The organism is Streptomyces sp. NPDC005803, from assembly GCF_040630435.1.
GTDB lineage: Bacteria > Actinomycetota > Actinomycetes > Streptomycetales > Streptomycetaceae > Streptomyces.
The window spans coordinates 157897-182365 of record NZ_JBEXXO010000003.1 but is presented as its reverse complement, the minus strand read 5'-3'; the positions used below and the strand labels follow the sequence as shown (position 1 = coordinate 182365).

Here is a 24469-nt window from a genome sequence, read left to right as displayed (position 1 = left end):
ATGCGTGCTCAACGTAGTCCCTGGGTCTGACATCGTGACCGGGGTTGGGAAAAACGTACCGTGCGCGCGGATGGTTCCCGCTGCCCGGCCGAACTCCCCTATGCGGACGGTGAGTCGGTTCCGTGCCCCGTACGGTCCGGTGACTGTGCCGATCTCCGGGGCGTGCCGTAGAGGTCGCCGTACGCGAGGTAGGTCGCGCCGCCGCCCCGGCCGTCGACGCCCGTCGCCGCCCGCACCGCCTTCACGATGGCCCGGGTCACGGCCTCCGCACCCGCTGCCAGCAGGTCGTTGAGCGCGAGCGGGTCCGCCGGATCCAGCGGCCGCCCGCCGGTGGCCAGGGCGAAAACGGTGTCCCCGTCGCTCATCAGATGTACGGGACGGATGGCGCGCGCCAGCCCGTCGTGCGCCGTCCCCGCGAGCTTCTGCGCCTGCGCGCGGCCGAGCTCGGCGTCCGTGGCGACGACGGCGAGCGTGGTGTTGAGCGGGGGGCGCGTGTTCGCGTCGTGCGCCTGTGCCAGGCGCTGTCGCGCCGCCCGGTGGACGTCCGGCGCGGGGGCGACGGCCGGCTCGGCGCCGCCGTACTCCCCGTACAGCACCCCGGTACGGGGATCGAGGACCGAACCCGCCGCGTTCACCACGGCCAGCGCGGCCACCGTGACCCCGGACGGCAGCAGGACGCTCGCCGTGCCGACCCCGCCCTTCAGCTGCCCGGCGACCGCACCCGTGCCCGCACCGACGCAGCCCTCGGCGACCGCGGCGCCCGGCTCCGCGCGTGCCGCGTCCTCCACCGCCGCCCGGCCGGTCGAGGCGTCCGGCCGGGCCCGCCAGTCGCCGCCCCGCCCCAGGTCGAAGACGCAGGCCGCGGGGACCACCGGCACCACCTGGGACGGATCCGGGCCGACCCGCACGCCGCGCCCCCGCTCCTCCAGCCAGGCCATCACCCCGGATGCCGCGTCGAGGCCGTACGCGCTGCCGCCGGTGAGGACCACGGCGTCGATGCGCTGCACCAGATTGCGCGGATCCAGTGCGTCCGTCTCGCGGGTGCCCGGGCCGCCGCCGCGTACGTCGACGGCCGCGACCACGCCGCCCTCGGGTGCGAGGACCACGGTGGTGCCGCTGAGCGCGCCTTCGCCCGCGACCCGCGCATGCCCGACGCGCACCCCGGCGACATCGGTCAGCGCGTCCCTCCGGCGGGGCGTCGGCGGCGGCGGGGTCGAGGTGTCCTGGCCGGTCATCCGGTGCTCCTCTTGGTGCGGGTGACGGGGAGAGCGGGGCCGTTCACGGTGAACGTACCCGGGGGACGGGGACGGCCGGAACAACAGGCGCGTGGAGGCGGTGGCAGGGGAGGGGCGCGGAGGTGGTGACAAGGAAGGGGCGCGGAGGCGGTGTCGACAGGGACGGGCGCAGGCGGCGTTGAGAGAGGCGCGCGGAGGCGGTGTCGACAGGGACGCGCGGAGGCGGCGTTGAGAGAGGCGCGCGGAGGCGGTGTCGACAGGGACGCGCGGAGGCGGCGTTGAGAGAGGCGCGCGGACACCTGCGGCAGGCGCGGCAGGCCGACTGCTCACCCGGACGTCGTCGGATCGCGACGCGCTCACCCCGTAGCGCCACAAAACAGGACTAATATCCTCTTACCGCCCTACGCTGACGGGGTGACCGAGCCACCAGAAGCCTCCGCCGAAGCCGCGCAGCCCGCCCCCGGCGCCAGCACCGCCGGCGCGGCCGTCGTCCCGACGCCCGCCGGGGGACCAGTCCGCGGGCGCCCCGTCGTCCCCCGGTCCGTCACCGCCCGTGCGACGGCGGCCGGGGTGATCGTCTCCCTCCTGCTGATCGTGGCCATCGTGCTCGGCAGCAGGCTCCTGGAGAACTTCGACTCCGCGCTCCTGCCGTACGCCGTGGCCACCGTCTTCCTCGCCTTCGGCGTCGCGTACCGCTACACGGTCTGGATCTCCGCACCGGGCGCCCGACGCCTGTTCAACAAGGGCTGGGGCAGCCTGTTCTCGGCCGCCAACTTCCGCAAGGCGCCCACCGCCCTGCCGAAGATGACCGCCACGTACCTCGGCTTCCAGAAGTTCCTCGGCGCCCGCTCCCACGCCCGCTGGGCCGCCCACCAGCTGATCTTCTGGGGCTGCGTCCTCGCCTCGCTGATCACCTTCCCGCTGACCTGGGGCTGGTTCACCTTCACCTCGCACACCGGGTCCGGGCCCGGTTACGAGATGCGGATCTGGGGCTTCAAGATCATCGGTTTCGACTCCCTGGACTTCCTCGGCTGGCTGATGTTCCACGGCCTGGACATCGCCGCCGTCCTCGTCATCCCCGGCGCCTCCTACTTCCTGTGGCGCCGGATGAAGGACCGCGGCGCCATCACCGGCCAGCGTTTCGGCTACGACCTGGTGCCGCTCATCGCGCTGATCGTCATCTCGGTGACGGGCCTGCTCCTCACCTTCTCGTCGATCTTCCTGCACGGCGGGGGGTACGAGTTCCTGGCGATCCTGCACATGGTGTCGGTGGTCTTCACCCTCATCTACATCCCGTTCGGGAAGTTCTTCCACATCGTCCAGCGCCCCGCCGCCGTCGGCATGCAGCTGTTCAAGTACACCGGCCGGCAGGACGAGGAGGTCTTCAGCTGCCGTCGCTGCGAGGAACCCATCGACACCGCCCCGTACGTGGAGAACCTCCGCGGCACCATGCGCGATCTCCGCCTCGGCTTCGACGAGTGGGCCGAATACTGCCCGCGCTGCAAGCGGGTGCTGCGCGGCAGCGCCTACCTCTCCCAGGTGAAGAAGGGCTTCAAGTGACCGCGGACCCGCGAGCAGCCGACACCCGTGCGGTTGTCCCCCTCGACCCCTCCCTCGCCCCGCCGGGCACCCGTGGCTTCCGGGACGCCGGCGGCATCCCCGCCGACCAGTGGCACGCCGACCAGAACGGCGAGACGCTCGTCCCCACCCACTGCTGCTTCTGCGGCATCCAGTGCGGCATGTATCTGCGCGTCGACCGCGGCGGCAAGGTCTTCGGCGTCGAACCCCGCAACCACGACATCAACCGGATGCGGCTGTGCCCCAAGGGCATCAACGCCTACCAGCAGGTCAACCACCCCGACCGGCTGACCGCCCCACTGATGCGCCGGTCCCGCGACGAACCCTTCCGCGAGACGTCGTGGGACGAGGCACTCGACTTCACGGTCTCCGAGATCCAGCGCATCCAGGACCGGTACGGGAAGGACGCCTTCGGGCTCTTCGGCGGTGCCAGCCTCTTCTCCGAGAAGACCTACCTGGTCGGGAAGTTCGCCCGGGTCGCCCTGCGGACCCGGCACGTCGACTACAACGGCCGCCTCTGCATGGTCAGCGCCGCCGCCGCCAACAAGCTCGCCTTCAACATCGACCGGGCCGGCAACCCCTTCGCCGACATGCTGCTCACCGACTGCCTGCTGATCGCGGGCTCCAACGTCGGCGAATGCTTCCCCGTGCTGTCCCAGTACGTCTGGGGAGCGCGGGACCGCGGTGCGACCCTCATCGTCATCGACCCCCGCGAGACGGCCGTCGCGCGCACCGCCGACATCCACGTCGCGTTGAAGCCCGGCACCGATTCGGCGTTCTTCAGCTCTCTGCTCTGCGTCGTCATCCAGGAGGGCCTGACCGACGAGGACTACCTCGCCGCCCACACCACCGGCTGGGAGGAAGTGCGGGCCAAGGCGCTCGAGTACCCTCCGTCCCGCGCCGCGGACATCTGCGGAGTCCCGGCCGAACAGATCGTCCAGGTCGCCCGTACCTTCGCCCGTGCCCCCAAGGCCATGGCCTGGCACGCCAGGGGGATCGAGCACCAGTCCCAGGGCGTGGAGAACTGCCTCTCGGTCATCAACCTCTGTGCGGCCACCGGACACATCGGCAAGCCGGGAGCGGGCTACGGCACCCTCACCGGTCAGGGCAACGGGCAGGGGGGCCGCGAGCACGGCCAGAAGTCCGACCTCCTGCCCGGCGGCCGTTCCATCAACAACGAGGAGCACCGCCGGCAGATCTGCGAGATCTGGGGCATCGAGGAATCGGAACTCCCGCTCGCGGGGACCTCGATGATGGAAATGATCTGGCAGATGCAACGCGGCGAGATCCGCGGACTGATGGGCGTCTGCAACAACCCCATCATCTCCCTGCCGAACTACCCGGTGGTCAAGGAGGGGTACGACGCCAACGAATTCCACGTCCAACTCGACTTCTTCCTCTCCGAATCAGCGGCCAACGCGCATGTCGTCCTCCCCGTCACCACCTGGGCCGAGGACGAGGGGGTGATGGCCAACGCGGAGGCCAGGGTGGTCAAGCACAACAAGGCCCAGGACCCGCCCCCCGGTGTGCGGACCGACACCTGGGTGATGTGCGAACTCGCCCGGCGCCTCGGTGCGGGCGACAAGTTCGAGTTCAGCGGCTCCCGTGATGTCTTCGACGAACTGCGCGCCGCCTCCGCCGGCACCGTCATCGACTACTCGGGCATCACCTACGAGCGGCTCGAGGAGACCGGCGGCATCTCCTGGCCCTGCCCGTCCACCGACCACCCGGGCACCCCCCGGCTCTTCGAGGACGGCAGGACCTACCACGCCGACGGCAAGATCCATCTGCAGGTCGTCGAATGGCACCCCCCGATGGACCCGTACAGCAACGAATTCCCGATGTCCCTCACGACCGGACGCACCGTCGCGCACTTCCTCTCCGGCAACCAGACCCGCCGTCTGGGCGCCCTCGTCGAACAGACCCCGCGCCCCTGGGCCGAGATCCACCCCTCCCACGGCTTCCGCAACGGCGAACCGGTCCGCGTCGTCACCCGGCGCGGCAGCGCGGCCTACCCGGCCCTGGTCACCGAGGCGATCCGTCCCGACACCGTCTTCATCCCCTACCACTGGCCGGTCCCCACCTCGGCCAACGTGCTCACCATCGACGCCCTCGATCCACGGTCGAAGATCCCGGAGTACAAGGTGTGCGCCTGCCGCATCGAGCACGCCGACGCCGTCGACGACGTGCCCGCGCCTCCCGTAGCGCCCGGCCGTGTCGCCTACCCGGAGGCCCAGGTCTCCCGCACCGACCCGCTGCCGCCCTCCTCCCCGCAGGGGCGCGGCACATCGGAGAGGAGCTGATGTCCGCATGATGGGCCGAACGATCTTCATCGACCCGGGGCGCTGCATCGGCTGCCAGGCCTGTGTCTCCGCCTGCCGGGAATGCGATTCGCACCGCGGCAAGTCGATGATCCACCTCGACTACACCGACGAGGGCCAGTCCGTCGCCTCCCTCCCCACGGTCTGCATGCACTGCGAGGACCCCGTCGCCCCCTGCGCCGAGGTCTGCCCCGCCGACGCGATCCTGGTGACGGCGGACGGGGTGGTGCAGCAGGCGGACACCACCCGCTGCATCGGCTGCGCCAACTGCGTCAACGCCTGCCCCTTCGGCGTGCCGAAGATCGATCTCGAGGCGAAGCTGCAGTTGAAGTGCAACCTCTGCTACGACCGCACCGCCTACGGTCTCGCCCCCATGTGCGCCACCGTCTGCCCGACCGGGGCGCTCTTCTACGGAACCGTCGAGGAGCTGCAGGCCGAACGCCCCGGCGTCCAGGTCGCCGACTCCTTCGTCTTCGGCGAGAGCGAGGTCCGCACCGGCGTCGCCATGGTCGTCCCCGCCGACCGGGTCCAGTGGCCGGTGCCGGGCGGCCTGCCCGTCGTGGAGATCAACGGGAAGGACGTCCGCCGATGAGCGTCACCGAACAGCCTTCCCCCGGGGACCCGCGCGAGGCCCTGCACGACCGGATCGCCGCGGACTCCCTCACCACCCGCCGCGACTACCTCCGCATCGTCGCCACCGTCTCCGGCGGTCTCGCCGTCGGCGGTCTCGGCGTCGCCGCCGGCATGCTCCCGCGCCACGGCGACCCCGAGGACAGCAAGGCGCCGGCGCCGAAGAGGGTCTCCGCCCAGTTGCTGCCCGGTGAGTCCGTGGCCTTCAGCTATCCGGAGGAGGAGGACAAGGCCGTCGCCGTGCGGCTCAACGACGGCACCCTCGTCGGCTACTCGGCGATCTGCACCCACCTGGCCTGCGCCGTCCTGTGGCAGAAGGACCGGGGCTCCGAAGGCGAGCTGTACTGCCCCTGCCACGAGGGCGTCTTCGATGCCCGTACGGGTGAGGTCACCGCCGGACCGCCGCCCCGCGGACTGCCCAAGGTGGTCCTCACCGAGCAGACGGACGGCAGCGTCTGGGCGATCGGCACCACCCGCTCCGGCGAGAGCATCGAGCAGGGGCTGTGCCGCCAGCTCGGCGACGACCGCCCGGACCTCGCCGCCCGGATCGGCTGCCCCGGAGTCCGCACGGGCGCCGAGGCCCCCGAGGCCGCCGCCACCTCCCGTACCGCGGCCACCCGGCCCGAGACCTCCGGCAGGCGGACATGAGCGACCCTGAGCAGCCGACCGGCCCGCGCTACCCGGAGTACCACCCGGGCAGCGCACGGCCCGAGCTCAACCGGCCCCTCCACGAGCGGTACCCGCAGATCCGGTCCACCAGTGGCTACGGCGACCCCCGCGTCCGCCACACCGGGCCGGGACCGGGGGCCGGCACGGACCAGGAGCCGGAGCGGTCCTCGAAACTGACGGCACGGCTGGTCCTGGCCATGACCGTCGTCATCGGGCAGCTCTGGGGGCTCACGGTCATCATCGACGAATGGATGGAGGGCAACACCGGCACCGCGTGGTGGGGGGCCGGTTTCCTCTGTCTCTCGTTCCTCGTCGTGCTGGGGCTCTGGTGGCTCGACCCCAAGGACCGATGAGCGGCGCCCTGCCGGGAGGCGCCACCGGAGCCCTGCCCCACGGAGGGGGCTCTCCGGTGCGCCGCCGCTCTCGTCGGTCGGCCGTACCCTGGAGGTATGAGTACCGCCCCTGCCCCCGGACCGCGCGATGCGAAACCGAGCGCGCCGGACCGGCCCGAGCCCAAGCCGGCGCTGGTCTTCGACGATCCGCTGGACCAGCAGTCCGCGGACGATACGGACCGAGGGTGGGGTGAGCGGGCCCCTTCCGCCGGCAGCGCCGCCGACCTGGCCCGCTTCCTCGACGAGAAGCCGCCCCACCACATCTGAGCCCACGGCTCGCGGCTCCGCTTGTGCTTCCGCACGACGCGGCACGCGGTCTGCGGCTTCTGCTTGCACTCCTCGCACGACGCGCCACGCGGTCTGCGGCTCTGCGCGCACCCCTCGCACGGGGCAACACGCGGCCCGCGGCTGTGTTCGCCCTTCTCGCCCGAGGCGGCCCTCGATCCGCGACCGGCAGGAGTCAGCACACGATCACCGCGAACCCGGCCGCCGAGATGCCCGCACCGGCCAGCGCCGCGGCCGTCGCACGCGGCACGGAGAGCACGATCAGCGCCCCGCTCTCCGCGGACCCCTCCGTAGAACCGTCGGCGGCCGCCGACGGCACCTGGGTCACCCGCGCACCCCTCGCCACCACCCGGGAGCCCGCTCCGGCGCCCTCGGACGCGATCACATCGACGCGGTCTCCCGGCCGCAGCAGGCGCACGGTCGCCGCGTCGGCGATCCGGACGGGGGCCGACACCAGACGGACCGGCGGTGCCACCCGACGCGGAGCCGCCGTACCGGCCTCCTCGGCCGCACCCTGCCTGCCGCCGGTCCCGGCCGCGCTCCCGGACGCACTGCCGCCGAGTCCTGAAGCGGCCAGCGCGGCAGCCGTCAGCGCCATTCCCGCGGCCATCGCCCGCCGCTGCCGCCACACCGCCCGTCGCAACCGGTGCCCCCTGCCCCCGCGCACCCGTAGCGGGGCGAACGGCGGCACCCCGCACGGCGGTGGTGCGGGGGCGGGCAGGGGCGGAGACGTGGAGGGGGGACGGGACGCGGACTGCGGGGACGTGGGGGAGGGGCCGTACGGGAGCATGCCAAACACCGCCTGGGGTGAGGGAGTTCGGAGAACGGGGGGAAGCGAATCGTGCGGCCCGGCCGAAGGAGACCGGCCGGACAACCCCCACGATCCACCACCCGCGAGATTCCCGCCGGGCCCTGTGGACAGCCCACAGGATGTGGAAAACTCCGTCACCAGCTTGAGGGCGCGCGAGACCGGCTCACGGGCAGGCGGGACCCGCCCGAGGGGTCAGGCCAGCCCCACCCCAGGCTCACCCCAGAGCACGCAAGGGCAACCCCGTTACGGCAGCACGATCCCCGTATCGAGTCCGTCCAGCGCATGAGCGCACAGGCAGTCCCGGTCCTTCTCCGCCGGCAGCGCGGCCACCGCGTCGAAGAGGACCGCGCGCAGCCGGTCGACGTTGGCCGCGAAGACCCTGAGCACCTCGTCGTGGGAGACGGCCTCGCCGGCCTCCGCGCCCGCGTCCAGGTCCGTCACCAGCGTCATCGTCGTGTAGCAGAGGCCCAGCTCACGGGCGAGCACGGCCTCGGGGTGCCCGGTCATCCCGACCACCGACCAGCCCATCGCGGCGTGCCAGCGCGACTCCGCCCGGGTCGAGAAGCGCGGCCCCTCGACGACCACGAGCGTCCCGCCGTCCACCACTTCCCAGTCCCGCCCGCGCGCCGCCGCGAGGGCGGCCTTGCGTCCCTCGGGGCAGTACGGGTCGGCGAAGCCCAGGTGCACCACGTTCGGCGCCACCCCGTCCGCCCGGGTCTCCCCGTCGTAGAACGTCTGGACGCGGGTCTTCGTACGGTCGACCAACTGGTCGGGCACCAGCAGCGTCCCCGGCCCGTACTCCGGCCGCAGTCCGCCCACCGCGCACGGGCCGAGCACCTGGCGTACGCCGACCGAGCGCAGCGCCCACAGGTTGGCGCGGTAGTTGATGCGGTGCGGCGGCACGTGGTGGCCGCGGCCATGACGGGGGAGGAAGGCGACCCGGCGGCCGCCGATCTCGCCGAGGAAGACGGAGTCGCTCGGCGCTCCGTAAGGGGTCTCCACGCGCACTTCGGTGACGTCCTCCAGGAAGGAGTACAGCCCCGAACCGCCGATCACACCGATCTCTGCGTTCACCATGCGGTCACACTAGGCGTTCGCCCCGCGCTCGACGCAGCCGGGCGGACAACGCCGAGAACCCCACCGATCGGATCGGTGAGGTTCCGGTGAAGCCAGGTGAGACGGTCGGGCCGGCGCCTCAGGCGGCCGACGAACCGCTCGACGAGGACGACGAAGAAGAAGAGGACGCCGAAGAGGACGCCGTGGAGGAGCCGGAGGAGGCCGTCGACGCGGAGGACGACGACTTCCCGTCCGATCCCGTCGAGGACGACGAACCGGACGCCTTCGCAGCGGCCGGGGCGGGCGTGCTGCTCGACGACGAACCGCGGCTGTCGTTCCGGTAGAAACCGGAGCCCTTGAAGACGATGCCGACCGCCGAGAACACCTTCTTCAGGCGTCCGTTGCAGTTCGGGCACACCGTGAGGGCGTCATCGGTGAACTTCTGCACCGCTTCGAGGCCCTCGCCACACTCGGTGCACTGGTACTGATAAGTCGGCACTTGTTCCTCCTGGCACTCTGACTCGATGAGTGCTAACGACGCTCCATACTGACGTATTCCTCGGGATCAGTCCACCGTGACCGGCCCGCGGTGACCGATCCCACGTGCCACGGTCCGTCCCGAACCCCTCGGCAGCAGCCGTGAACTCAGCGCCACCAGGGTCACCAGGGCCAGCACCGTGCCCACCAGCGGCACCAGGAAGCCGGTGCTCGCACCATGGGCGTCCGCGAGCCGCCCGGCCACCGTCACCGCGGCCGCCTGGCCGAGCGCGACCGCACCCGTGAGCCAGGTGAAGGCCTCGGTCCGCGCGGAGCCCGGCACCAGCGCCTCGACCAGGGTGTAGCCGCTGATCAGGGCGGGGGCGATGGAGAGGCCGACCAGCAGTCCGAGACCGGCCAGCAGCGGCACGGAGTGCACCGCCCACAGGCCCGACGCGGTGAGGGTCAGAGCCGCGTACCCGGCGATGAGCCGGCGGCGCGGACCGGTCTTCCAGGCGATGGCCCCGCAGGCGATCCCGGCCAGCATGTTGCCGGCCGCGAAGATCCCGTAGAGCAGGCCGTTCGCCCCCGGGCTGCCGATCTCCTCGGCGAAGGCGGTCAGCGAGACCTGCATCCCGCCGAAGACCGCGCCGATCCCGAGGAAGGCCACCGCGAGCACGCGCACGCCGGGGACGGACAGTGCGGAGGCGTGCCGCTGCGATCCCGCGGGCCCGGCGGCGCGCACCGCGGGCTGGGTGGCGCGCTGCGCCGCGAAGAGCAGACCGCCGGACAGGGTCAGGGCGGCTTCGGCGATCAGTCCCGCGGCCGGGTGCACACCGGTGCACAGCGCGGTGGCGAGGACCGGACCGATGACGAAGGTGAACTCGTCCGTCACCGATTCGAAGGCCGCCGCCGTCGACATGAGCGGCGAGGCCTCCCGGCCCGGCGCAGCGCCGAGCACGGCCGCCCAGCGGGCCCGCACCATCGGGCCGACCTGCGGGACGGAGGCGCCCGTCGGGACGGCGGCGGCGAACAGCGCCCACATCGGGGCGCCCGCCAGCGCGAGCGCGGTCAGGCCCGAGACGGACGCGGTGTGCACGAGGACGCCCGGCAGCAGCACGGCACGCTGGCCGAAGCGGTCGGCGAGCTTGCCGGTCTGCGGGGCGAACAGGGCCATGGAGACCCCGGTCACGGCCGCGACCGCGCCGGCGCTGCCGTACGAACCGGTGGTGTGCTGCACGAGCAGGACGATGCCGATGGTCAGCATCGCGAAGGGCTGCCGTGCGGCGAAGCCCGGCAGGAGGAAGGTCCACGCACCCGGGGTGCGCAGCAACTGCCCGTATCCGGGGCGGTCGGAGACCGTGGACGCCACGGTCCATGCCTTTCTGCCGCCTGGTGGCCGTGCCCCCGCGGAGCGGGCCGGCACGGGGGTGCGGACCCGGTCAGGAGCTGCCGAGAGCTGTCCTCTGCGCGCGGAACTGCGGTAGATGCCGGGCGCTCGCAACTGAGGCGGAGGACGCCACGACCGCCATACGGTCGCGCCAGCTCTGCGTCAGGCAGAGTTGGTGGATCAAACAGGTCGATCTAGGTTCCCTTTATGCTACAGGCAAAGGTCCCGGGGCACCTACGATCGTGGGTGGGACGGCCTCTGCCACCCGATGAACGCGGTGTGCTTCAGCGATGGGCCTTGGTATCCCGGGAAGCCCGGCCCTCGTGCTTCCTGACGTCGTCGGTCCTGCCCAGCTTCTTCACCGCCTTCAGCGCGTTGCTCACGTGGGGTCCGGCGAGGGTCTCGTCGCCGGGGACGCCGGTCCCCAGCCAGCCGGCCAGCTTGCCGCCCTCGCCGATCGCGCGCAGCCGGGCCTCGGCCGCGTCGCGTACGGGGTCGGTCGTCACGACCAGCAGTTCGTCGCCGCGGCGCAGGACGGTCGAGGGCCCGGGCACGAAGCTCTTGCCGTCCCGGACGACCAGCGTCACCGCCGCTCCCGCCGGCAGGCGCAGTTCGCCGACCTCGACCCCGTGCATCTTCGACTTCGCGGGGATGGCCACCGAGAGCAGATGCCCGCGCAGCCGCTCCAGGGGCGCCGACTCGATGCCCAGGTCGGCCGTCTCGGACGGGTCCTCGGCGATCTTGAGGGCCTTCGCGAGCCAGGGCAGGGTGGGTCCCTGGATGAGCGTGTAGACGACGACGAGCACGAAGACGATGTTGAAGACCCGGGTCGAGCCCTCGATCCCGGACACCATGGGGATGGTCGCCAGGATGATGGGCACCGCGCCGCGCAGCCCGGCCCAGGACATGAGGGCCTTCTCCTGCCAGGGCAGCCGGAAGGGCGCCAGCGAGACGAACACCTCCAGCGGCCGCGCCACCACGGTCAGGACCAGCCCCACCACGACGGCGGGCCAGAAGTCGTCGAGCAGGTCGTGCGGGGTGACCAGCAGGCCGAGCAGGACGAACATGCCGATCTGGGCCAGCCAGCCGAGCCCGTCGGCGAAGCCGCGCGTGGCGGGCCAGTGCGGCAGTTTGGCGTTGCCGAGGATCATGGCGGCGAGGTAGACGGCGAGGAAGCCGCTTCCGTGGAGCATCGCGCCGGCCGCGTAGGCGGAGACCGCGATGGCCATCACGGCGATCGGGTAGAGGCCCGAGGCGGGCAGGGCCACATGCCTCATCGCGTACGAGCCGAGCCAGCCCACGGCGATGCCGAGCGCGGCGCCGATCGCCAGCTCCAGGGCTATCTCGCCGACCAGCATGTACCAGCTGTCGACGGGCCCCACGGTCGAGAAGGCGACGACCAGGATCACCACGGGGGCGTCGTTGAAGCCGGACTCGGCCTCCAGGACACCGGTGATCCGGGCGGGCAGGGGCACCTTGCGCAGCACGGAGAAGACGGCGGCGGCATCTGTGGAGGAGACGACCGCGCCGATGATCAGCGCCTGCCGCCATTCCAGACCGACCAGGTAGTGGGCTCCGGCCGCGGTCACGCCCACGCTCACGCCGACGCCGACGAGTGAGAGGACGACGGCCGCGGGCAACGCGGGTCTGATCTCCTTCCACTTCGTGCCGAGGCCGCCCTCGGCGAGGATCACGACGAGGGCCGCGTATCCGATCACCTGCGTCAATTCGGCGTTGTCGAACTTGACGTCGAAGAACCCGTCCTGCCCCAGGGCGATACCGATGCCGAGGTACAGGAGCAGGCTGGGGAGCCCGCTGCGCGACGAGATGCGTACCGCCGCCACCGCGACGAGCAGGACGAGTGAGCAGACGAGCAGGAGTTCGTTGAGCGCGTGGACAGTCAGTGGCCGGTCCTTCCCTGCGTACGCCTGCCGGATCGACTTCCGGCGGCCGGTACTTCGTTACCTTACCTAATCTTTAACGTTTTCTTGATGCGTTCGCCCATCCGTGCGATCGCTACGCAATTCGAGCCATCCTGATACCGCGTCGGAGTGGCCTCGGCGCTGCGCCTATGGTTGCTCCTGCACTCCCAGGACCACCCTGCCCCTCGAAGGACAGCGATGCCCGCCAACACAACCGCCTCTTCCGGCTCCACCGGTACCGCCGGCGGCGGGCCGCACAAGAAGAAGAAGGGGCGACGCGCCCGCCTGATCGTGCTCGTTCTGGTGCTGGCGCTCGTCGCGGGTGTCGGTTACGGAACGTACTGGTCCGTATCCACCGTGCGCGCCTCGTACCCGCAGACCAACGGGACCGTCCACCTCGACGGACTCGACGGCAGCGTCGAGGTCAAGCGCGACAGCTACGGGATCCCGCAGATCTACGCGGACTCCGACGCCGACCTCTTCCGCGCCCAGGGCTTCGTCCAGGCGCAGGACCGCTTCTGGGAGATGGACGTCCGCCGTCACATGACGGCCGGCCGGCTCTCCGAGATGTTCGGCTCCGGCCAGGTCGAGACGGACTCCTTCCTGCGCACGCTGGGCTGGCGCAAGGTCGCCCAGGAGGAGTACGACACCGTCCTGTCGGACGAGACCAAGAAGAACCTCCAGTCGTACGCGGACGGCGTCAACGCCTACCTCGAGGGCCGCGACGGCAAGGACATCTCCGTCGAGTACGCGGCCCTCGGCTTCACCAACGACTACAAGCCGACCGAGTGGACCCCGGTCGACTCGGTCGCCTGGCTGAAGGCCATGGCCTGGGACCTGCGCGGCAACATGCAGGACGAGATCGACCGCTCGCTGATGACGAGCCGGCTCGACGCGAAGCAGATCCAGGACCTGTACCCCGCCTACCCGTACGACAAGCACGAGCCGATCGTCGGCGAGGGCGCGATCTCCCCGGCCACCGGGAAGTTCGACCCGGAGGCGGCCCCGTCCGACGGCACCGGCTCGTCGACCGCCCAGGGCGCCACCGAGGGCCTCACCTCGCAGCTCGGCGCGCTCTCCGACACCCTCGACGAGATCCCCGCGCTGCTGGGCCCGAACGGCACCGGCATCGGGTCGAACTCCTGGGTCGTGTCGGGGAAGTACACGACCACCGGCAAGCCGCTGCTCGCCAACGACCCGCACCTGGCGCCGCAGCTTCCCTCGCTCTGGTACCAGATGGGGCTGCACTGCCGCGCGGTCTCGGCGACCTGCAAGTACGACACCGCCGGCTACACCTTCTCCGGCATGCCCGGTGTGATCATCGGACACAACCAGGACATCGCCTGGGGCTTCACCAACCTCGGCGCCGACGTCACCGACCTCTTCCTGGAGAAGGTCTCGGGCGACGGCTACCTGTACGACGGCAAGGTGAAGCCGTTCGTCACCCGCGAGGAGACCATCAAGGTCGCGGGGGGCAAGAGCCGGCACATCACCGTGCGCGAGACCAACAACGGCCCGCTGGTCTCCGACCGCAGCGGAGAGCTGGAGAAGGTCGGCCAGAAGGCCCCCGTCAGCAATGCCGCTCCCGACCGGGCGGACGGCTACGGGGTCGCGCTCAAGTGGACCGCGCTGGAGCCGGGCCACTCCATGGACGCGGTCTTCGAGCTCAACCGGGCCAAGGACTTCACCACCTTCCGCAAGGCGGCCGAGCACTTCGAGGTCCCCTCGCAGAACCTCATCTACGCCGACACCAAGGGCCACATCGGCTACCAGGCACCCGGCAAGATCCCGGTCCGCAGGTCCGGTGACGGCACGCTGCCCAGCCCCGGCTGGTCCTCGTCGTACGGCTGGAAGAAGGACCCGGTCCCGTTCGACGAGCTGCCCTACGAGTACGACCCGGAGCGCGGCTACATCGTCACCGCCAACCAGGCCGTGATCGACGAGGACACGTACCCGCACCTGCTCACCAAGGACTGGGGCTACGGCAGCCGCAGCCAGCGGATCAACGACCTCATCAAGTCGAAGACCAAGGGCGGCGGGAAGATCTCGACCGAAGACATGCAGAAGATGCAGATGGACAACACCAGCGAGATCGCCGCGCTGCTGGTGCCCGAGCTGATGAAGATCAACATCTCGGACAAGAACATCCGCGAGGCGCAGAAGCTGCTGGAGGGCTGGGACTACACCCAGGAGGCCGACTCGGCGGCCGCCGCGTACTTCAACGCGGTCTGGCGCAACATCCTCAAGCTCGCCTTCGGCGACAAGCTGCCCAAGGAGATGCGCGTCGAGGGCGAGTGCCTGAACGTGCCCCCGGCCAAGAGCTCGGGCCCGGTCGACGAGCAGAACCGGCTGGTGCGCGAGTGCGGCCAGCGCGACCCCGACTCGGCGCAGCCGGACGGCGGCGACCGCTGGTACCAGGTCGTCGCGAACCTCATGGAGAAGCCGGACAGCGACTGGTGGAAGGCGCCGGCGAACCGCAAGGACAAGGCGACCGAGAACCGCGAGGAGCTCTTCGCCCGCGCCATGGAGGATGCCCGCTGGGAGCTGACGGCCAAGCTCGGCAAGGACATCACCACCTGGAGCTGGGGCCGGCTGCACCAGCTGACCCTGAAGAACCAGACCCTCGGCACGGAAGGTCCCGGACTGCTCCAGCGGGCGCTCAACCGGGGCCCCTGGAACCTCGGCGGCGGCGAGGCCGCGGTGAACGCCACCGGCTGGAACGCGGCCGGCGGTTACGAGGTCGTCTGGGTCCCGTCGATGCGGATGGTCGTCAACGTGGGGGACTGGGACAAGTCCCGCTGGATCAACCTCACCGGCGCCTCCGGACACGCGTTCAGCGCGCACTACACCGACCAGACCGACAAGTGGGTCAACGGTGAACTGCTCGACTGGTCCTTCGGGACGAACGCGGTGGCCGGCGCGACGAAGGACACGCTGACGCTGAAGCCGTAGGGGCCCTCGGGCTCCAGGGGCCGCCGCGGAGCGGGTACTCAACGCTCCGGGCGGCTCCCCGGATCTTCGCCCGCCGTGGCAGCCCCGGCTCCCCGGATCTTCAGCCGCCGCCGAAGCGCCGGGGGCCGGCCGGTGTCACCACGGCGTGCACGGGGTGGTCGTGCGGTTCCTCCGGGACCCGCCCGGCCACCTCGTCGTCGTACAGCAGCACGATCAGCGCGGGATGCGCCCCGGCCGCCGCGAGGCGTGCCAGCACCCGGTCGTAGCTGCCGCCGCCGCGGCCGAGCCGCATCCCGCGCCCGTCGACGGCGAGGCCCGGCAGCAGCACCACGTCCGCGTCCAGGACGGCGTCGGGGCCGAGCCGGGCCCCGGTGGGCTCCAGCAGCCCGCGGCCGGCCTTCTCAAGGCTCCCGGCGCCCTCGTACGGCGCCCAGTCCAGGTCGTTGTCCGCGAGGAGCACCGGCAGCAGGACGCGTACGCCCCGCGTGCGCAGCGCGTCCAGCAGGGCGCGGGTGCCCGGTTCGCTCCCCACCGAGACGTACGCGGCGACCGTACGGGCCCCGGCGACCTCCGGGAGTTCCAGTGCGCGACGGGCCAGTACCGTGGCGGCCTGCGCGACGGCCTCGGCGGACAGGAGGCGACGCGCGGCGAGCAGTTCGCGTCGCAACAGGGCCTTTGCGGACATGTCGGTGTTCAACGGGGCACCCACGGATCTCCTGTATCGGCATATTTAAGTACGAAGTTAACCGGAGGCTCATCTTCCGCCCATGTGCGCCGGTTAGGGTTCTGCGCATGACTCAGTCGAACCTCAGGATCAGCAAGGCTGTCATTCCGGCGGCGGGCCTCGGTACCCGCTTCCTGCCGGCCACCAAAGCCACTCCCAAGGAGATGCTGCCTGTCGTCGACAAGCCTGCCATCCAGTACGTCGTCGAGGAGGCGGTCGCCGCCGGGCTCTCCGACGTCCTGATGATCACCGGTCGCAACAAGCGCCCCCTGGAGGACCACTTCGACCGCAATTACGAGCTGGAGTCGGCGCTGACCCGCAAGGGGGACGCCGAACGGCTGCGCAAGGTCCAGGAGTCGAGCGACCTCGCCACCATGCACTACGTCCGCCAGGGTGACCCCCGGGGGCTCGGCCACGCGGTGCTGTGCGCGGCTCCGCACGTCGGCGACCAGCCGTTCGCGGTCCTCCTCGGCGACGACCTGATCGACCCGCGCGACCCGCTGCTCGCGCGCATGGTGGAGATCCAGGAGCGTGAGGGCGGCAGCGTCATCGCGCTCATGGAGGTCGCGCCGGAGCTGATCCACCAGTACGGCTGCGCGGCCGTCGAGGCGACCGCCGAGGACGACGTGGTGCGGATCACCGGCCTGGTCGAGAAGCCCGAACCCGCCGACGCGCCCAGCAATCTCGCCATCATCGGCCGTTACGTCCTGGACCCCGCCGTCTTCGGCATACTGCGCAGGACCGAGCCGGGCCGCGGCAACGAGATCCAGCTGACGGACGCCCTCCAGCTCCTGGCGGAGGACGAGAAGGCCGGCGGCCCGGTGCACGGCGTCGTCTTCAAGGGCCGCCGCTATGACACCGGTGACCGGAGCGACTACCTCCGTGCCATTGTCAGACTCGCGTGCGAACGTGAAGACCTGGGGCCGGAGTTCCGAACCTGGCTCCGCAGTTACGTCACCGAGGAGATGTAGCACCTTGAGCAGCACGATCTGGTCGGTGGACGAGCACCTGGAAGACATCCTCGCCGCGGTGAGGCCGCTCGAACCCATCGAGCTGCAACTGCCCGAGGCCCAGGGCTGCGTCCTGGTCGAGGACGTGGTGGTGGAGATCGCCCTGCCGCCCTTCGACAACAGCTCGATGGACGGTTACGCGGTCCGCGTCGCCGATGTGGAGGGCGCGACCGAGGAGTTCCCCGCCGTTCTCACCGTCATCGGGGATGTCGCGGCGGGCGACGCCGGCCTGCTCGGCGACCAGCGCGTGGGCCCGGGCGAGGCCGCCCGCATCATGACGGGCGCCCCGCTCCCGGCCGGCGCCGAGGCCGTGGTCCCGGTCGAGTGGACCGACGGGGGCACCGGTGGCGGGCCCGCCGCCACCATGCGCGCCCACAGCGACGCCCCCGAGGGCGCGCACGGCGAGGTCCGCGTCCACCGGCCGGCCGAGGCCCGCGCCCACGTCCGGGCCCGCGGCAGTGACGTGCGGCCGGGCGACCTGGCGCTGCGCGCCGGCTCCGTGGTGGGGCCGCCCCAGATCGGCCTGCTCGCCGCGATCGGCCGCTCCACGGTGAAGGTGCGGCCCCGGCCACGGGTCGTCGTCATCTCCACCGGCAGCGAACTGGTCCAGCCGGGCGAGGAACTGACCGGCGGCCAGATCTACGACTCGAACAGCTTCGCCCTGACGGCCGCCGCGCGCGACGCCGGGGCGATCGCCTACCGGGTCGGCGCCGTCTCCGACGACGCGGAGACGCTCCGGTCCACGATCGAGGACCAGCTGATCCGCGCGGACATCGTCGTCACCACCGGCGGCGTCAGCGTGGGCGCGTACGACGTCGTCAAGGAGGCCCTGTCCACCGTCGGTGACGAGGACGAGCCGGGCGGCGGCGTCGACTTCCGCAAGCTCGCCATGCAGCCCGGCAAACCGCAGGGCTTCGGCTCCATCGGCCCGGACCACACCCCGCTGCTCGCGCTGCCGGGCAACCCGGTCTCCAGTTACGTCTCCTTCGAACTGTTCGTACGGCCCGCGATCCGCACCCTGATGGGCCTTCCCGAGGTGAACCGCCCGACCGTCAGGGCGTCGCTGGCGGTGGACAAGGCCCTGTCCTCGCCGGCCGGCAAGCGGCAGTTCCTGCGCGGGACGTACGACCCCGAGGCGGGCACCGTCACCCCCGTCGGCGGTGCCGGATCGCATCTGATCGCCGCTCTCGCCCAGGCGGACGCGCTGATCGTGCTGCCCGAGGACGTCACCTCCGCGGAGCCCGGCGCGGACACCGAGGTGATCCTGCTCCGCTGACCGGCCTCCGGTGGCGGTACGGTATCTGCCGCTGTGCCTTCCGGGGGACACCCCCCGGGCCCCGGGCCTGCACCCCGGTGCAGCACCGGGGCAACCGGCGCCCTACCGCTAGGCGGAGTTAGTTGAGTACGCAGAACAGGCTGACGCACATCGACGAGGCGGGGGCCGCCCGCATGGTCGACGTCTCCGCGAAGGACGTCACCGCGCGCGTCGCCCGCGCCAGTGGCCGGGTCCTCGTCTCGCCGCGTGTCATCGAGCTGCTCCGTGGCGAAGGGGTTCCCAAGGGCGACGCCCTCGCCACCGCGCGCATCGCCGGGATCATGGGTGCCAAGCGCACCCCGGACCTGATCCCCCTCTGCCACCCCCTCGCCGTCTCCGGCGTCGTCGTCGACCTGAACGTGGCCGACGACGCGGTGGAGATCACGGCCACCGTGCGGACGACGGACCGCACGGGCGTGGAGATGGAGGCCCTGACCGCGGTGTCCGTCGCCGCGCTCACCGTCGTCGACATGATCAAGGCGGTCGACAAGTCCGCGGTCATCACGGACATCCGGGTCGAGGCGAAGTCGGGCGGCAAGTCCGGCGACTACCGGCGCACCGCGCCCGGCGGGGCGGACGCGTGAGCGCCCCCGGGGCACGTTCCGACGGCTACCGCGCCCTCGTGGTGACGGCCTCCAACCGGGCCGCCGCCGGGGTCTACGCGGACAAGGGCGGCCCCCTGATCGCCCAGGCGCTGGCCGGACTCGGCTTCACCGTCGACGGGCCGCAGGTCGTCCCCGACGGCGACCCGGTCGAGCAGGCGCTGCGGGCCGGGGTGGCCGCCGCGTACGACGTCATCGTCACCACCGGCGGGACGGGCATCTCGCCCACCGACCGCACCCCCGAGGTCACCCGGCGCATCCTGGACCACGAGGTCCCCGGCATCCCCGAGGCGATCCGTGCCGAGGGCCGGGACAAGGTCCCCACGGCCGCGCTCTCGCGTGGTCTGGCGGGCGTGGCCGGCCGCACCCTCGTCGTCAATCTGCCCGGTTCCACCGGCGGGGTGCGCGACGGCCTCGCGGTCCTGACCCGACTCCTGGTGCACGCCGTCGACCAGCTCCGCGGCGGCGATCACCCCCGACCCGGGAGCCCGAGCTGAACGTCCCGACCTGGCCGGTGATCCTGGTGGACGGCGACGTCGCCCTCCGGCCGATAAAGGCGCGCGACCAGCGCATGTGGCGCGAGGTCAACCGGCGCAACCGGGACTGGCTGCGCCCCTGGGAGGCGACCGTGCCGCCGCCCGCCCCCGGCGGCCCGGTGGCGCAGCGCCCCACGTACCGCCAGATGGTCCGCCACCTGCGGGCCGAGGCCAACGCGGGCCGGATGCTGCCGTTCGCGATCGAGTACCAGGGCCGGCTGGTCGGGCAGCTGACGGTGGCGGGGATCACCTGGGGCTCGATGTGCTCGGGCCACGTCGGCTACTGGGTGGACCAGGAGGTGGCGGGCCGTGGGGTGATGCCGACCGCGGTCGCCCTCGCCGTCGACCACTGCTTCCGCGTGGTCGGACTCCACCGCATCGAGGTGTGCATCCGCCCGGAGAACGGGCCCAGCCGGCGGGTCGTGGAAAAGCTCGGATTCCGCGAGGAAGGGCTCCGGCCGCGCTATCTGCACATCGACGGCGCCTGGCGGGACCATCTCATCTACGCGCTGACCGCCGAGGAGGTGCCCGACGGGCTGCTCCGGAGGTGGCACCGCACGCGCCCGGAGCCACGGGACCGGCCGGAGGCAACGGCGCGTCCGGAGGGAACGGAGCGGCCGGGGCGATCGGAGTGGCCTAACCGCCCGGAGCCCGGCACGAAATAAAATATGTGTTCGAAATTGATCGGGTGAGAACCGCTAACGACCGCCCACATGCCGACTGCTGATCCGAACAATCACAAAAAAAGTCCGTGATATCAGCCGGATCGTGCGACACACCGCGCCAATTGGCGGATGCCCCCATGCAAACCCCTCTACGGTGTGAGATGTGAGCAGCAGCGGCCTCATCTACGCAGTCATTGTCGGGGCCTGGGCCGCCTACTTGGTACCGATGTGGCTCCGCAGGCAGGACGAGCTCAACGAAGCCCGTCCGACGGAACGCTTCAGCACCGCCATCCGGCTGCTGTCCGGACGGGCGGCGATGGAGCGCCGGTACGCCAAGGAGCTGCGGGAGCGCACCGACGAGGAGGCGGCGCCCGACGCCGACCCGGAAGCAGTCACGGACCGAATGGATTCCGTCGACGTCCGGGCCTTTTCCGCGCCTCCGGCGCACACCGAGCTCCGGGTGCACGACCCGGCTCGGCCGCCGGAGCATTCCGCCGAGGAGCGCGCGGCGCAGAAACGCCCGCCCCGCGAACGCCCCGAATCGACCTCCGATTCATCCGCCCCCGCAGCCGACCGGCGCTCGCGCCCCGGTGGGATCGACGCTGAGCGCGCCCGGCGTGCGCAGCGCCTGCAGGTCCTCGCGCGCCGGCGCCGCACCACCGTCGTCCTCTTCCTCGCGTTCACGCTGGGCGCGGTCGTCGCGGCGGTCGGCGGCCTCCGCCTCCTCTGGGCGCCCGCGGTTCCCGCGGTGCTGCTGAGCACGTACATCGTGCATCTGCGGGCCCAGGAGCGGCGCAGGTTCGCCTTCACCATGGACCGGCGCCGGGCGGAGGTCGCGGCGCAGCGGCTCCGCGAGAGCCGCCCCCGCCGTCACCAGCCGGCCGCGACGGTCCCCGCCGAGTCCGACGAGGACCCCGAAGCCCGCCACCCCGCCCCCGAGCCCGCCCCCACGGTCTCCCCGCAGGAGGCGGGCCGACGCGCCCTGGTCGAGCAGACGGACCACGCGGAGTGGGTCGACCAGCAGCGCGAACGCGGCCGGGTCCAGGGCGACAGCTGGGAGCCCGTCCCGGTCCCCCTGCCGACGTACGTCACCGCCCCGGTCGCCCCGCGCGCCACGGGCGGCATCGAGGTCGGCAACCCGGAGACGTGGAGCGCCGCCCGCTCCTCCGCCGCCGAACCCACCCAGCCGGCCGGCCCGCAGACCGCGACCACCCCGGTGGACCCGGCCCCGCGCCAGCGCTCCGCCCAGTCCCGCCGCTCCCGCGACCGGGGCCGGACGCCGCTCTTCGACCAGTACGAGGACGGCGACCGTCCACGTGCCGCCAACGAGTGAGACCCCGTGCCGCCCGCTGCGACGCCGACTCGGCTGACCAGCACGGAACGGATTTCAGAGCACCCCGGTCGAGGTGCTAGAGTTTCACTCGTTGCAAGGGCCTGTGGCGCAGTCTGGTAGCGCACCTCGTTCGCATCGAGGGGGTCTGGGGTTCAAATCCCCACAGGTCCACCGCACAACGAAGATCCCGTCCGATCGCAAGATCGGGCGGGATCTTCGTCGTTCACGGGTGTTCGGCCTCCGCGGCCGATGAACGCGAAGCGCGGAGACCGTGCCGCGCGGCTGTGCCGCTGACCGGTCAGGGGCCGGTCGGAGATCGGCCGGAGGGCGGTCGGAGAATCGGCCGGCCGGTGGCGGCCGGTGGCGGGCCGGGCCGAGAGCCCGGACCTTCTGGCCGTGGCGGTCGTCGAAGCGGAGGCGTGGCGAAAATCCGTTTGGTGGACCGTCGCGACCGCTGCTACGTTGCCGGAGGCCGTGCGAGAAACGAGGAGGTGGTACCCGTGAACGCAGTATCGACATGGGTGCTCCTCTCCGGGGTCACGGTCGGGCGATAGGTCGTCCGGGAGCGCCGTTTCTGAGCCCTCCCGAAAGGCACGACCATGCACGTCACTTCCGAGCAGCGCCTCGACGACGGCGTCCTCGAACGCGACTTCACCCTGGGCGAGATCCCCGGCATCCTGTGGACGCCCGTATCCGCGTCCGCGTCCGCACCGGTTCCGCTGATCCTGCTGGGCCTTCCCCCGCTCGGGCTGCGCAGGATGTACCCCCGACTGGTGGCGCGGGCCCGGCGCGCCGCGGCGGACGGGTTCGCCTCGGCCACCATCGAACTCCCGGGGAGCGGTGACCGGCCCCATTGGCCCGCCCTCGATCAGGCCCGCGCCGACCTGCGCCGGGCGATGCAGGCCGGCGAGCCGGTCAGCGACGAGATCACCGACGCCCTCGTCCTCCCGCTCGTCGACCGGGCGGTCCCGGAATGGCAGACCGCCCTTGACGCCCTCCTGTCGCTGCCCGAGATCGGCGGCCCGGTCGGATACTCGGGGGGAGTGATCTCCATCGGCGTTCGCCTTGCGGTGGTCGAGCCGCGCATCGTGGCCGCCGGCTTGTTCGCCGGCAGTTTCGTGCCGCGCGCCACATTCGAGGAGGCCCGCCGGGTCACCATTCCGCTGCACGTCCTGCTGCAGTGGGACGACGAAGGCAACGACCGGCAGGCGGCCCTGGACCTCTTCGAAGCCTTCGGCTCCGAGGAGAAGACGCTGCACGCCAATATGGGCGGGCACACCGGCGTCCCGGAGTTCGCCGGGGAAGACGCGGCCCGGTTCTTCGCCCGGCACCTGAAGTGAGGCCCGGGCCGTAGGACCGGCAGCGGACGGCAGGCAGCGGAAGGCAGGCGGCGTCGGCACGCGGCGTCGGCAGGCGGCCAGGATGCCGCCGACGGAGGGTGAACGGCGGGTCTCCTCCGCCGTTCGCCGCGGCGGGCCCCCGCCCGCTCGGCGGGGGCGGCGGGTCCGCGCCGGCCTCAGTGCGCCCGGTCGAGCCGCTGCCGCTGTTCGCCCGTCAGTTCCACGTCGACCGCCGCCAGGTTCTCCTTCAACTGGGCGACCGACGACGCCCCGGCCAGGGGGATGACGGGAAGCCGGCTGCCGATCTGCCAGGCCAGGACCACCTGGTTCACGCTCGCCCCTGTCTCGGCGGCGACCTCGCGCAGGACCGCGAGGCGGGCGGGCGTGCCGGGGTGGTCGTAGTCCTGGGGGAGCGGCTTGTCCGGGCGGGTGTACGCGCCGGCCAGCAGGGGCGAGTAGGCGATCAGGGTCAGGTCCGGTTCGGCGCGCAGGTAGCTGAGCAGTTCAGGACCCGCGTGGCCCAGGCTGCCGTCCTCGAAGAGGGGGCTGGGCACGTCGAAGCGGGGACGCAGGTGGCTGTGCTGGTACTGCAGCACCTCGTAGCCGGGCAGTCCGGCCGCGGCGGCCAGTGCGCGGGCGCGTTCCACCCGCCAGACGGCGTGGTTGCTGGCGCCCAGGAGGCCGACCGCGCCGGACGCGCTCAGCTCGCTGAGCGCCTCGACGGTCTCGGCGAGCGGAACGGTCCGGTCCTCTATGTGGGCGTAGAGGAGGTCGAGCCGTTCCACCCCGAGGCGCTCGCGGCTGCGCTCGACGGCCTCGCGGACCGCCTTCGCCGACAGGCCCTCCGGGTTGTCGACGAACCCGGTGCCGGGCGCGAGCGGTTCGGCGCCGAGCTTGGTGGCGATGACGATCTCGTCCCCGATGCCGCGGCTGCGCCGCCAATCGCCGAGCAGCCGCTCGCTCTGGCCGCCTAGGCCTCCCTCGACCCAGTACGCGTAGTTGTCGGAGGTGTCGATGAAGGTGCCGCCGGCCTCGACGAAGTGGTCCAGGATCGCGAACGACGTCTTCTCGTCGGTGACCGAGCCGAAGAGCATCGCGCCGAGCGCGAGGACGCTCACCTCGCGGCGGGTGGCGGGATCTGTGCCGATGGTGCGGTACTTCATGACGTTCCCCTCCGGGTGCGGTCGCCGTCGTTCGGTGGCCGTGGGAGGCAGTGTTCTTGTTGA

At 71.8% G+C, this 24469-nt stretch carries 22 protein-coding genes and 1 tRNA gene; 15 read left to right on the top strand and 8 right to left on the bottom strand.

Features of this window, described 5'->3' with window-relative positions; all coding sequences use genetic code 11:
- Positions 1-98: 98 nt before the first annotated feature.
- On the bottom strand, positions 99-1235 hold the full coding sequence (locus ABZ454_RS06165) for a P1 family peptidase (protein ID WP_359536292.1): 1137 nt from the start codon (positions 1233-1235) through the stop codon (positions 99-101).
- 414 nt (positions 1236-1649) lie between these two features.
- On the opposite strand from ABZ454_RS06165, the gene ABZ454_RS06160 reads away from it, so the two are divergent.
- The 6 genes from ABZ454_RS06160 to ABZ454_RS06135 all read left to right on the top strand — a co-directional run bounded on the left by ABZ454_RS06160 (position 1650) and on the right by ABZ454_RS06135 (position 7092).
- Positions 1650-2795, top strand: a complete 1146-nt coding sequence (locus ABZ454_RS06160) for an MFS transporter (protein ID WP_359536291.1) — start codon at positions 1650-1652, stop codon at positions 2793-2795.
- A complete protein-coding gene (locus ABZ454_RS06155; RefSeq protein ID WP_359536290.1) occupies positions 2792-5116 on the top strand; it encodes a molybdopterin oxidoreductase family protein in 2325 nt (774 codons plus the stop codon). Before ABZ454_RS06160 ends, ABZ454_RS06155 begins: the two co-directional genes overlap by 4 nt.
- A 7-nt stretch (positions 5117-5123) precedes the next feature.
- Positions 5124-5726 carry a 4Fe-4S dicluster domain-containing protein gene (locus ABZ454_RS06150; protein WP_356317826.1) on the top strand — a complete coding sequence of 201 codons (603 nt, stop codon included), beginning with the start codon at positions 5124-5126 and terminating at the stop codon, positions 5724-5726.
- Positions 5723-6412 (top strand): Rieske (2Fe-2S) protein, encoded by a 690-nt coding sequence (locus tag ABZ454_RS06145; protein ID WP_359536289.1) that lies wholly within the window; start codon positions 5723-5725, stop codon positions 6410-6412. Before ABZ454_RS06150 ends, ABZ454_RS06145 begins: the two co-directional genes overlap by 4 nt.
- Entirely contained in the window at positions 6409-6786 is a 378-nt protein-coding gene (locus ABZ454_RS06140; protein ID WP_356317830.1) for a hypothetical protein, read from the top strand. The genes ABZ454_RS06145 and ABZ454_RS06140 overlap by 4 nt, the downstream gene beginning before the upstream one ends.
- 96 nt (positions 6787-6882) lie before the next feature.
- Positions 6883-7092: a hypothetical protein gene (locus ABZ454_RS06135; protein WP_356317832.1), complete on the top strand. Its 210-nt coding sequence runs from the start codon at positions 6883-6885 to the stop codon at positions 7090-7092.
- Between the two features lie 193 nt (positions 7093-7285).
- Here the strand turns inward: ABZ454_RS06135 and ABZ454_RS06130 are convergent, their stop codons facing one another.
- The 5 genes from ABZ454_RS06130 to ABZ454_RS06110 all read right to left on the bottom strand — a co-directional run bounded on the left by ABZ454_RS06130 (position 7286) and on the right by ABZ454_RS06110 (position 12688).
- On the bottom strand, positions 7286-7900 hold the full coding sequence (locus tag ABZ454_RS06130) for a hypothetical protein (RefSeq protein ID WP_356317834.1): 615 nt from the start codon (positions 7898-7900) through the stop codon (positions 7286-7288).
- Positions 7901-8164: 264 nt separating this feature from the next.
- Positions 8165-8998: an S-methyl-5'-thioadenosine phosphorylase gene (locus ABZ454_RS06125; protein ID WP_356317836.1), complete on the bottom strand. Its 834-nt coding sequence runs from the start codon at positions 8996-8998 to the stop codon at positions 8165-8167.
- A 118-nt stretch (positions 8999-9116) separates the two neighbouring features.
- Entirely contained in the window at positions 9117-9476 is a 360-nt protein-coding gene (locus ABZ454_RS06120) for an FmdB family zinc ribbon protein (RefSeq protein ID WP_359536288.1), read from the bottom strand.
- Between the two features lie 66 nt (positions 9477-9542).
- Positions 9543-10826 carry an MFS transporter gene (locus ABZ454_RS06115; RefSeq protein ID WP_359536287.1) on the bottom strand — a complete coding sequence of 428 codons (1284 nt, stop codon included), beginning with the start codon at positions 10824-10826 and terminating at the stop codon, positions 9543-9545.
- A gap of 302 nt (positions 10827-11128) precedes the next feature.
- Positions 11129-12688, bottom strand: a complete 1560-nt coding sequence (locus ABZ454_RS06110) for a potassium/proton antiporter (protein ID WP_356317842.1) — start codon at positions 12686-12688, stop codon at positions 11129-11131.
- A 276-nt stretch (positions 12689-12964) separates the two neighbouring features.
- Here ABZ454_RS06110 and ABZ454_RS06105 point away from each other — a divergent pair, with 276 nt between their 5' ends.
- Positions 12965-15718 (top strand): penicillin acylase family protein, encoded by a 2754-nt coding sequence (locus ABZ454_RS06105; protein ID WP_359536286.1) that lies wholly within the window; start codon positions 12965-12967, stop codon positions 15716-15718.
- 100 nt (positions 15719-15818) lie between these two features.
- Here ABZ454_RS06105 and ABZ454_RS06100 read toward each other — a convergent pair whose 3' ends face one another.
- Positions 15819-16403 carry a 5-formyltetrahydrofolate cyclo-ligase gene (locus tag ABZ454_RS06100; RefSeq protein WP_359536285.1) on the bottom strand — a complete coding sequence of 195 codons (585 nt, stop codon included), beginning with the start codon at positions 16401-16403 and terminating at the stop codon, positions 15819-15821.
- Between the two features lie 107 nt (positions 16404-16510).
- Between ABZ454_RS06100 and galU the strand changes: the two genes are divergently transcribed.
- The 8 genes from galU to ABZ454_RS06060 all read left to right on the top strand — a co-directional run bounded on the left by galU (position 16511) and on the right by ABZ454_RS06060 (position 23243).
- Complete coding sequence (gene galU / locus ABZ454_RS06095) at positions 16511-17413, top strand: UTP--glucose-1-phosphate uridylyltransferase GalU (protein WP_356317849.1); 903 nt, start codon at positions 16511-16513, stop codon at positions 17411-17413.
- Between the two features lie 4 nt (positions 17414-17417).
- Positions 17418-18728, top strand: a complete 1311-nt coding sequence (glp, locus tag ABZ454_RS06090; protein ID WP_359536284.1) for a gephyrin-like molybdotransferase Glp — start codon at positions 17418-17420, stop codon at positions 18726-18728.
- 122 nt (positions 18729-18850) lie between these two features.
- Complete coding sequence (gene moaC, locus ABZ454_RS06085; RefSeq protein ID WP_356317854.1) at positions 18851-19351, top strand: cyclic pyranopterin monophosphate synthase MoaC; 501 nt, start codon at positions 18851-18853, stop codon at positions 19349-19351.
- A complete protein-coding gene (locus ABZ454_RS06080; RefSeq protein WP_359536283.1) occupies positions 19348-19866 on the top strand; it encodes a MogA/MoaB family molybdenum cofactor biosynthesis protein in 519 nt (172 codons plus the stop codon). The genes moaC and ABZ454_RS06080 overlap by 4 nt, the downstream gene beginning before the upstream one ends.
- 17 nt (positions 19867-19883) lie before the next feature.
- Positions 19884-20570, top strand: a complete 687-nt coding sequence (locus tag ABZ454_RS06075; protein ID WP_359536282.1) for a GNAT family protein — start codon at positions 19884-19886, stop codon at positions 20568-20570.
- 163 nt (positions 20571-20733) lie between these two features.
- The gene (gene glpR, locus ABZ454_RS06070) at positions 20734-21903 is read left to right on the top strand and encodes a gephyrin-like molybdotransferase receptor GlpR (protein ID WP_356317860.1); all 1170 of its coding nucleotides are present in this window, start codon (positions 20734-20736) and stop codon (positions 21901-21903) included.
- Between the two features lie 97 nt (positions 21904-22000).
- Positions 22001-22074, top strand: a tRNA-Ala gene (locus tag ABZ454_RS06065).
- 428 nt (positions 22075-22502) lie between these two features.
- On the top strand, positions 22503-23243 hold the full coding sequence (locus ABZ454_RS06060) for an alpha/beta hydrolase (protein WP_359536281.1): 741 nt from the start codon (positions 22503-22505) through the stop codon (positions 23241-23243).
- A 176-nt stretch (positions 23244-23419) separates the two neighbouring features.
- On the opposite strand, the gene ABZ454_RS06055 is transcribed toward ABZ454_RS06060, so the two are convergent.
- Positions 23420-24406, bottom strand: coding sequence for an aldo/keto reductase (locus tag ABZ454_RS06055; protein ID WP_359536280.1), 987 nt, complete (start codon positions 24404-24406; stop codon positions 23420-23422).
- Positions 24407-24469: the final 63 nt, after the last annotated feature.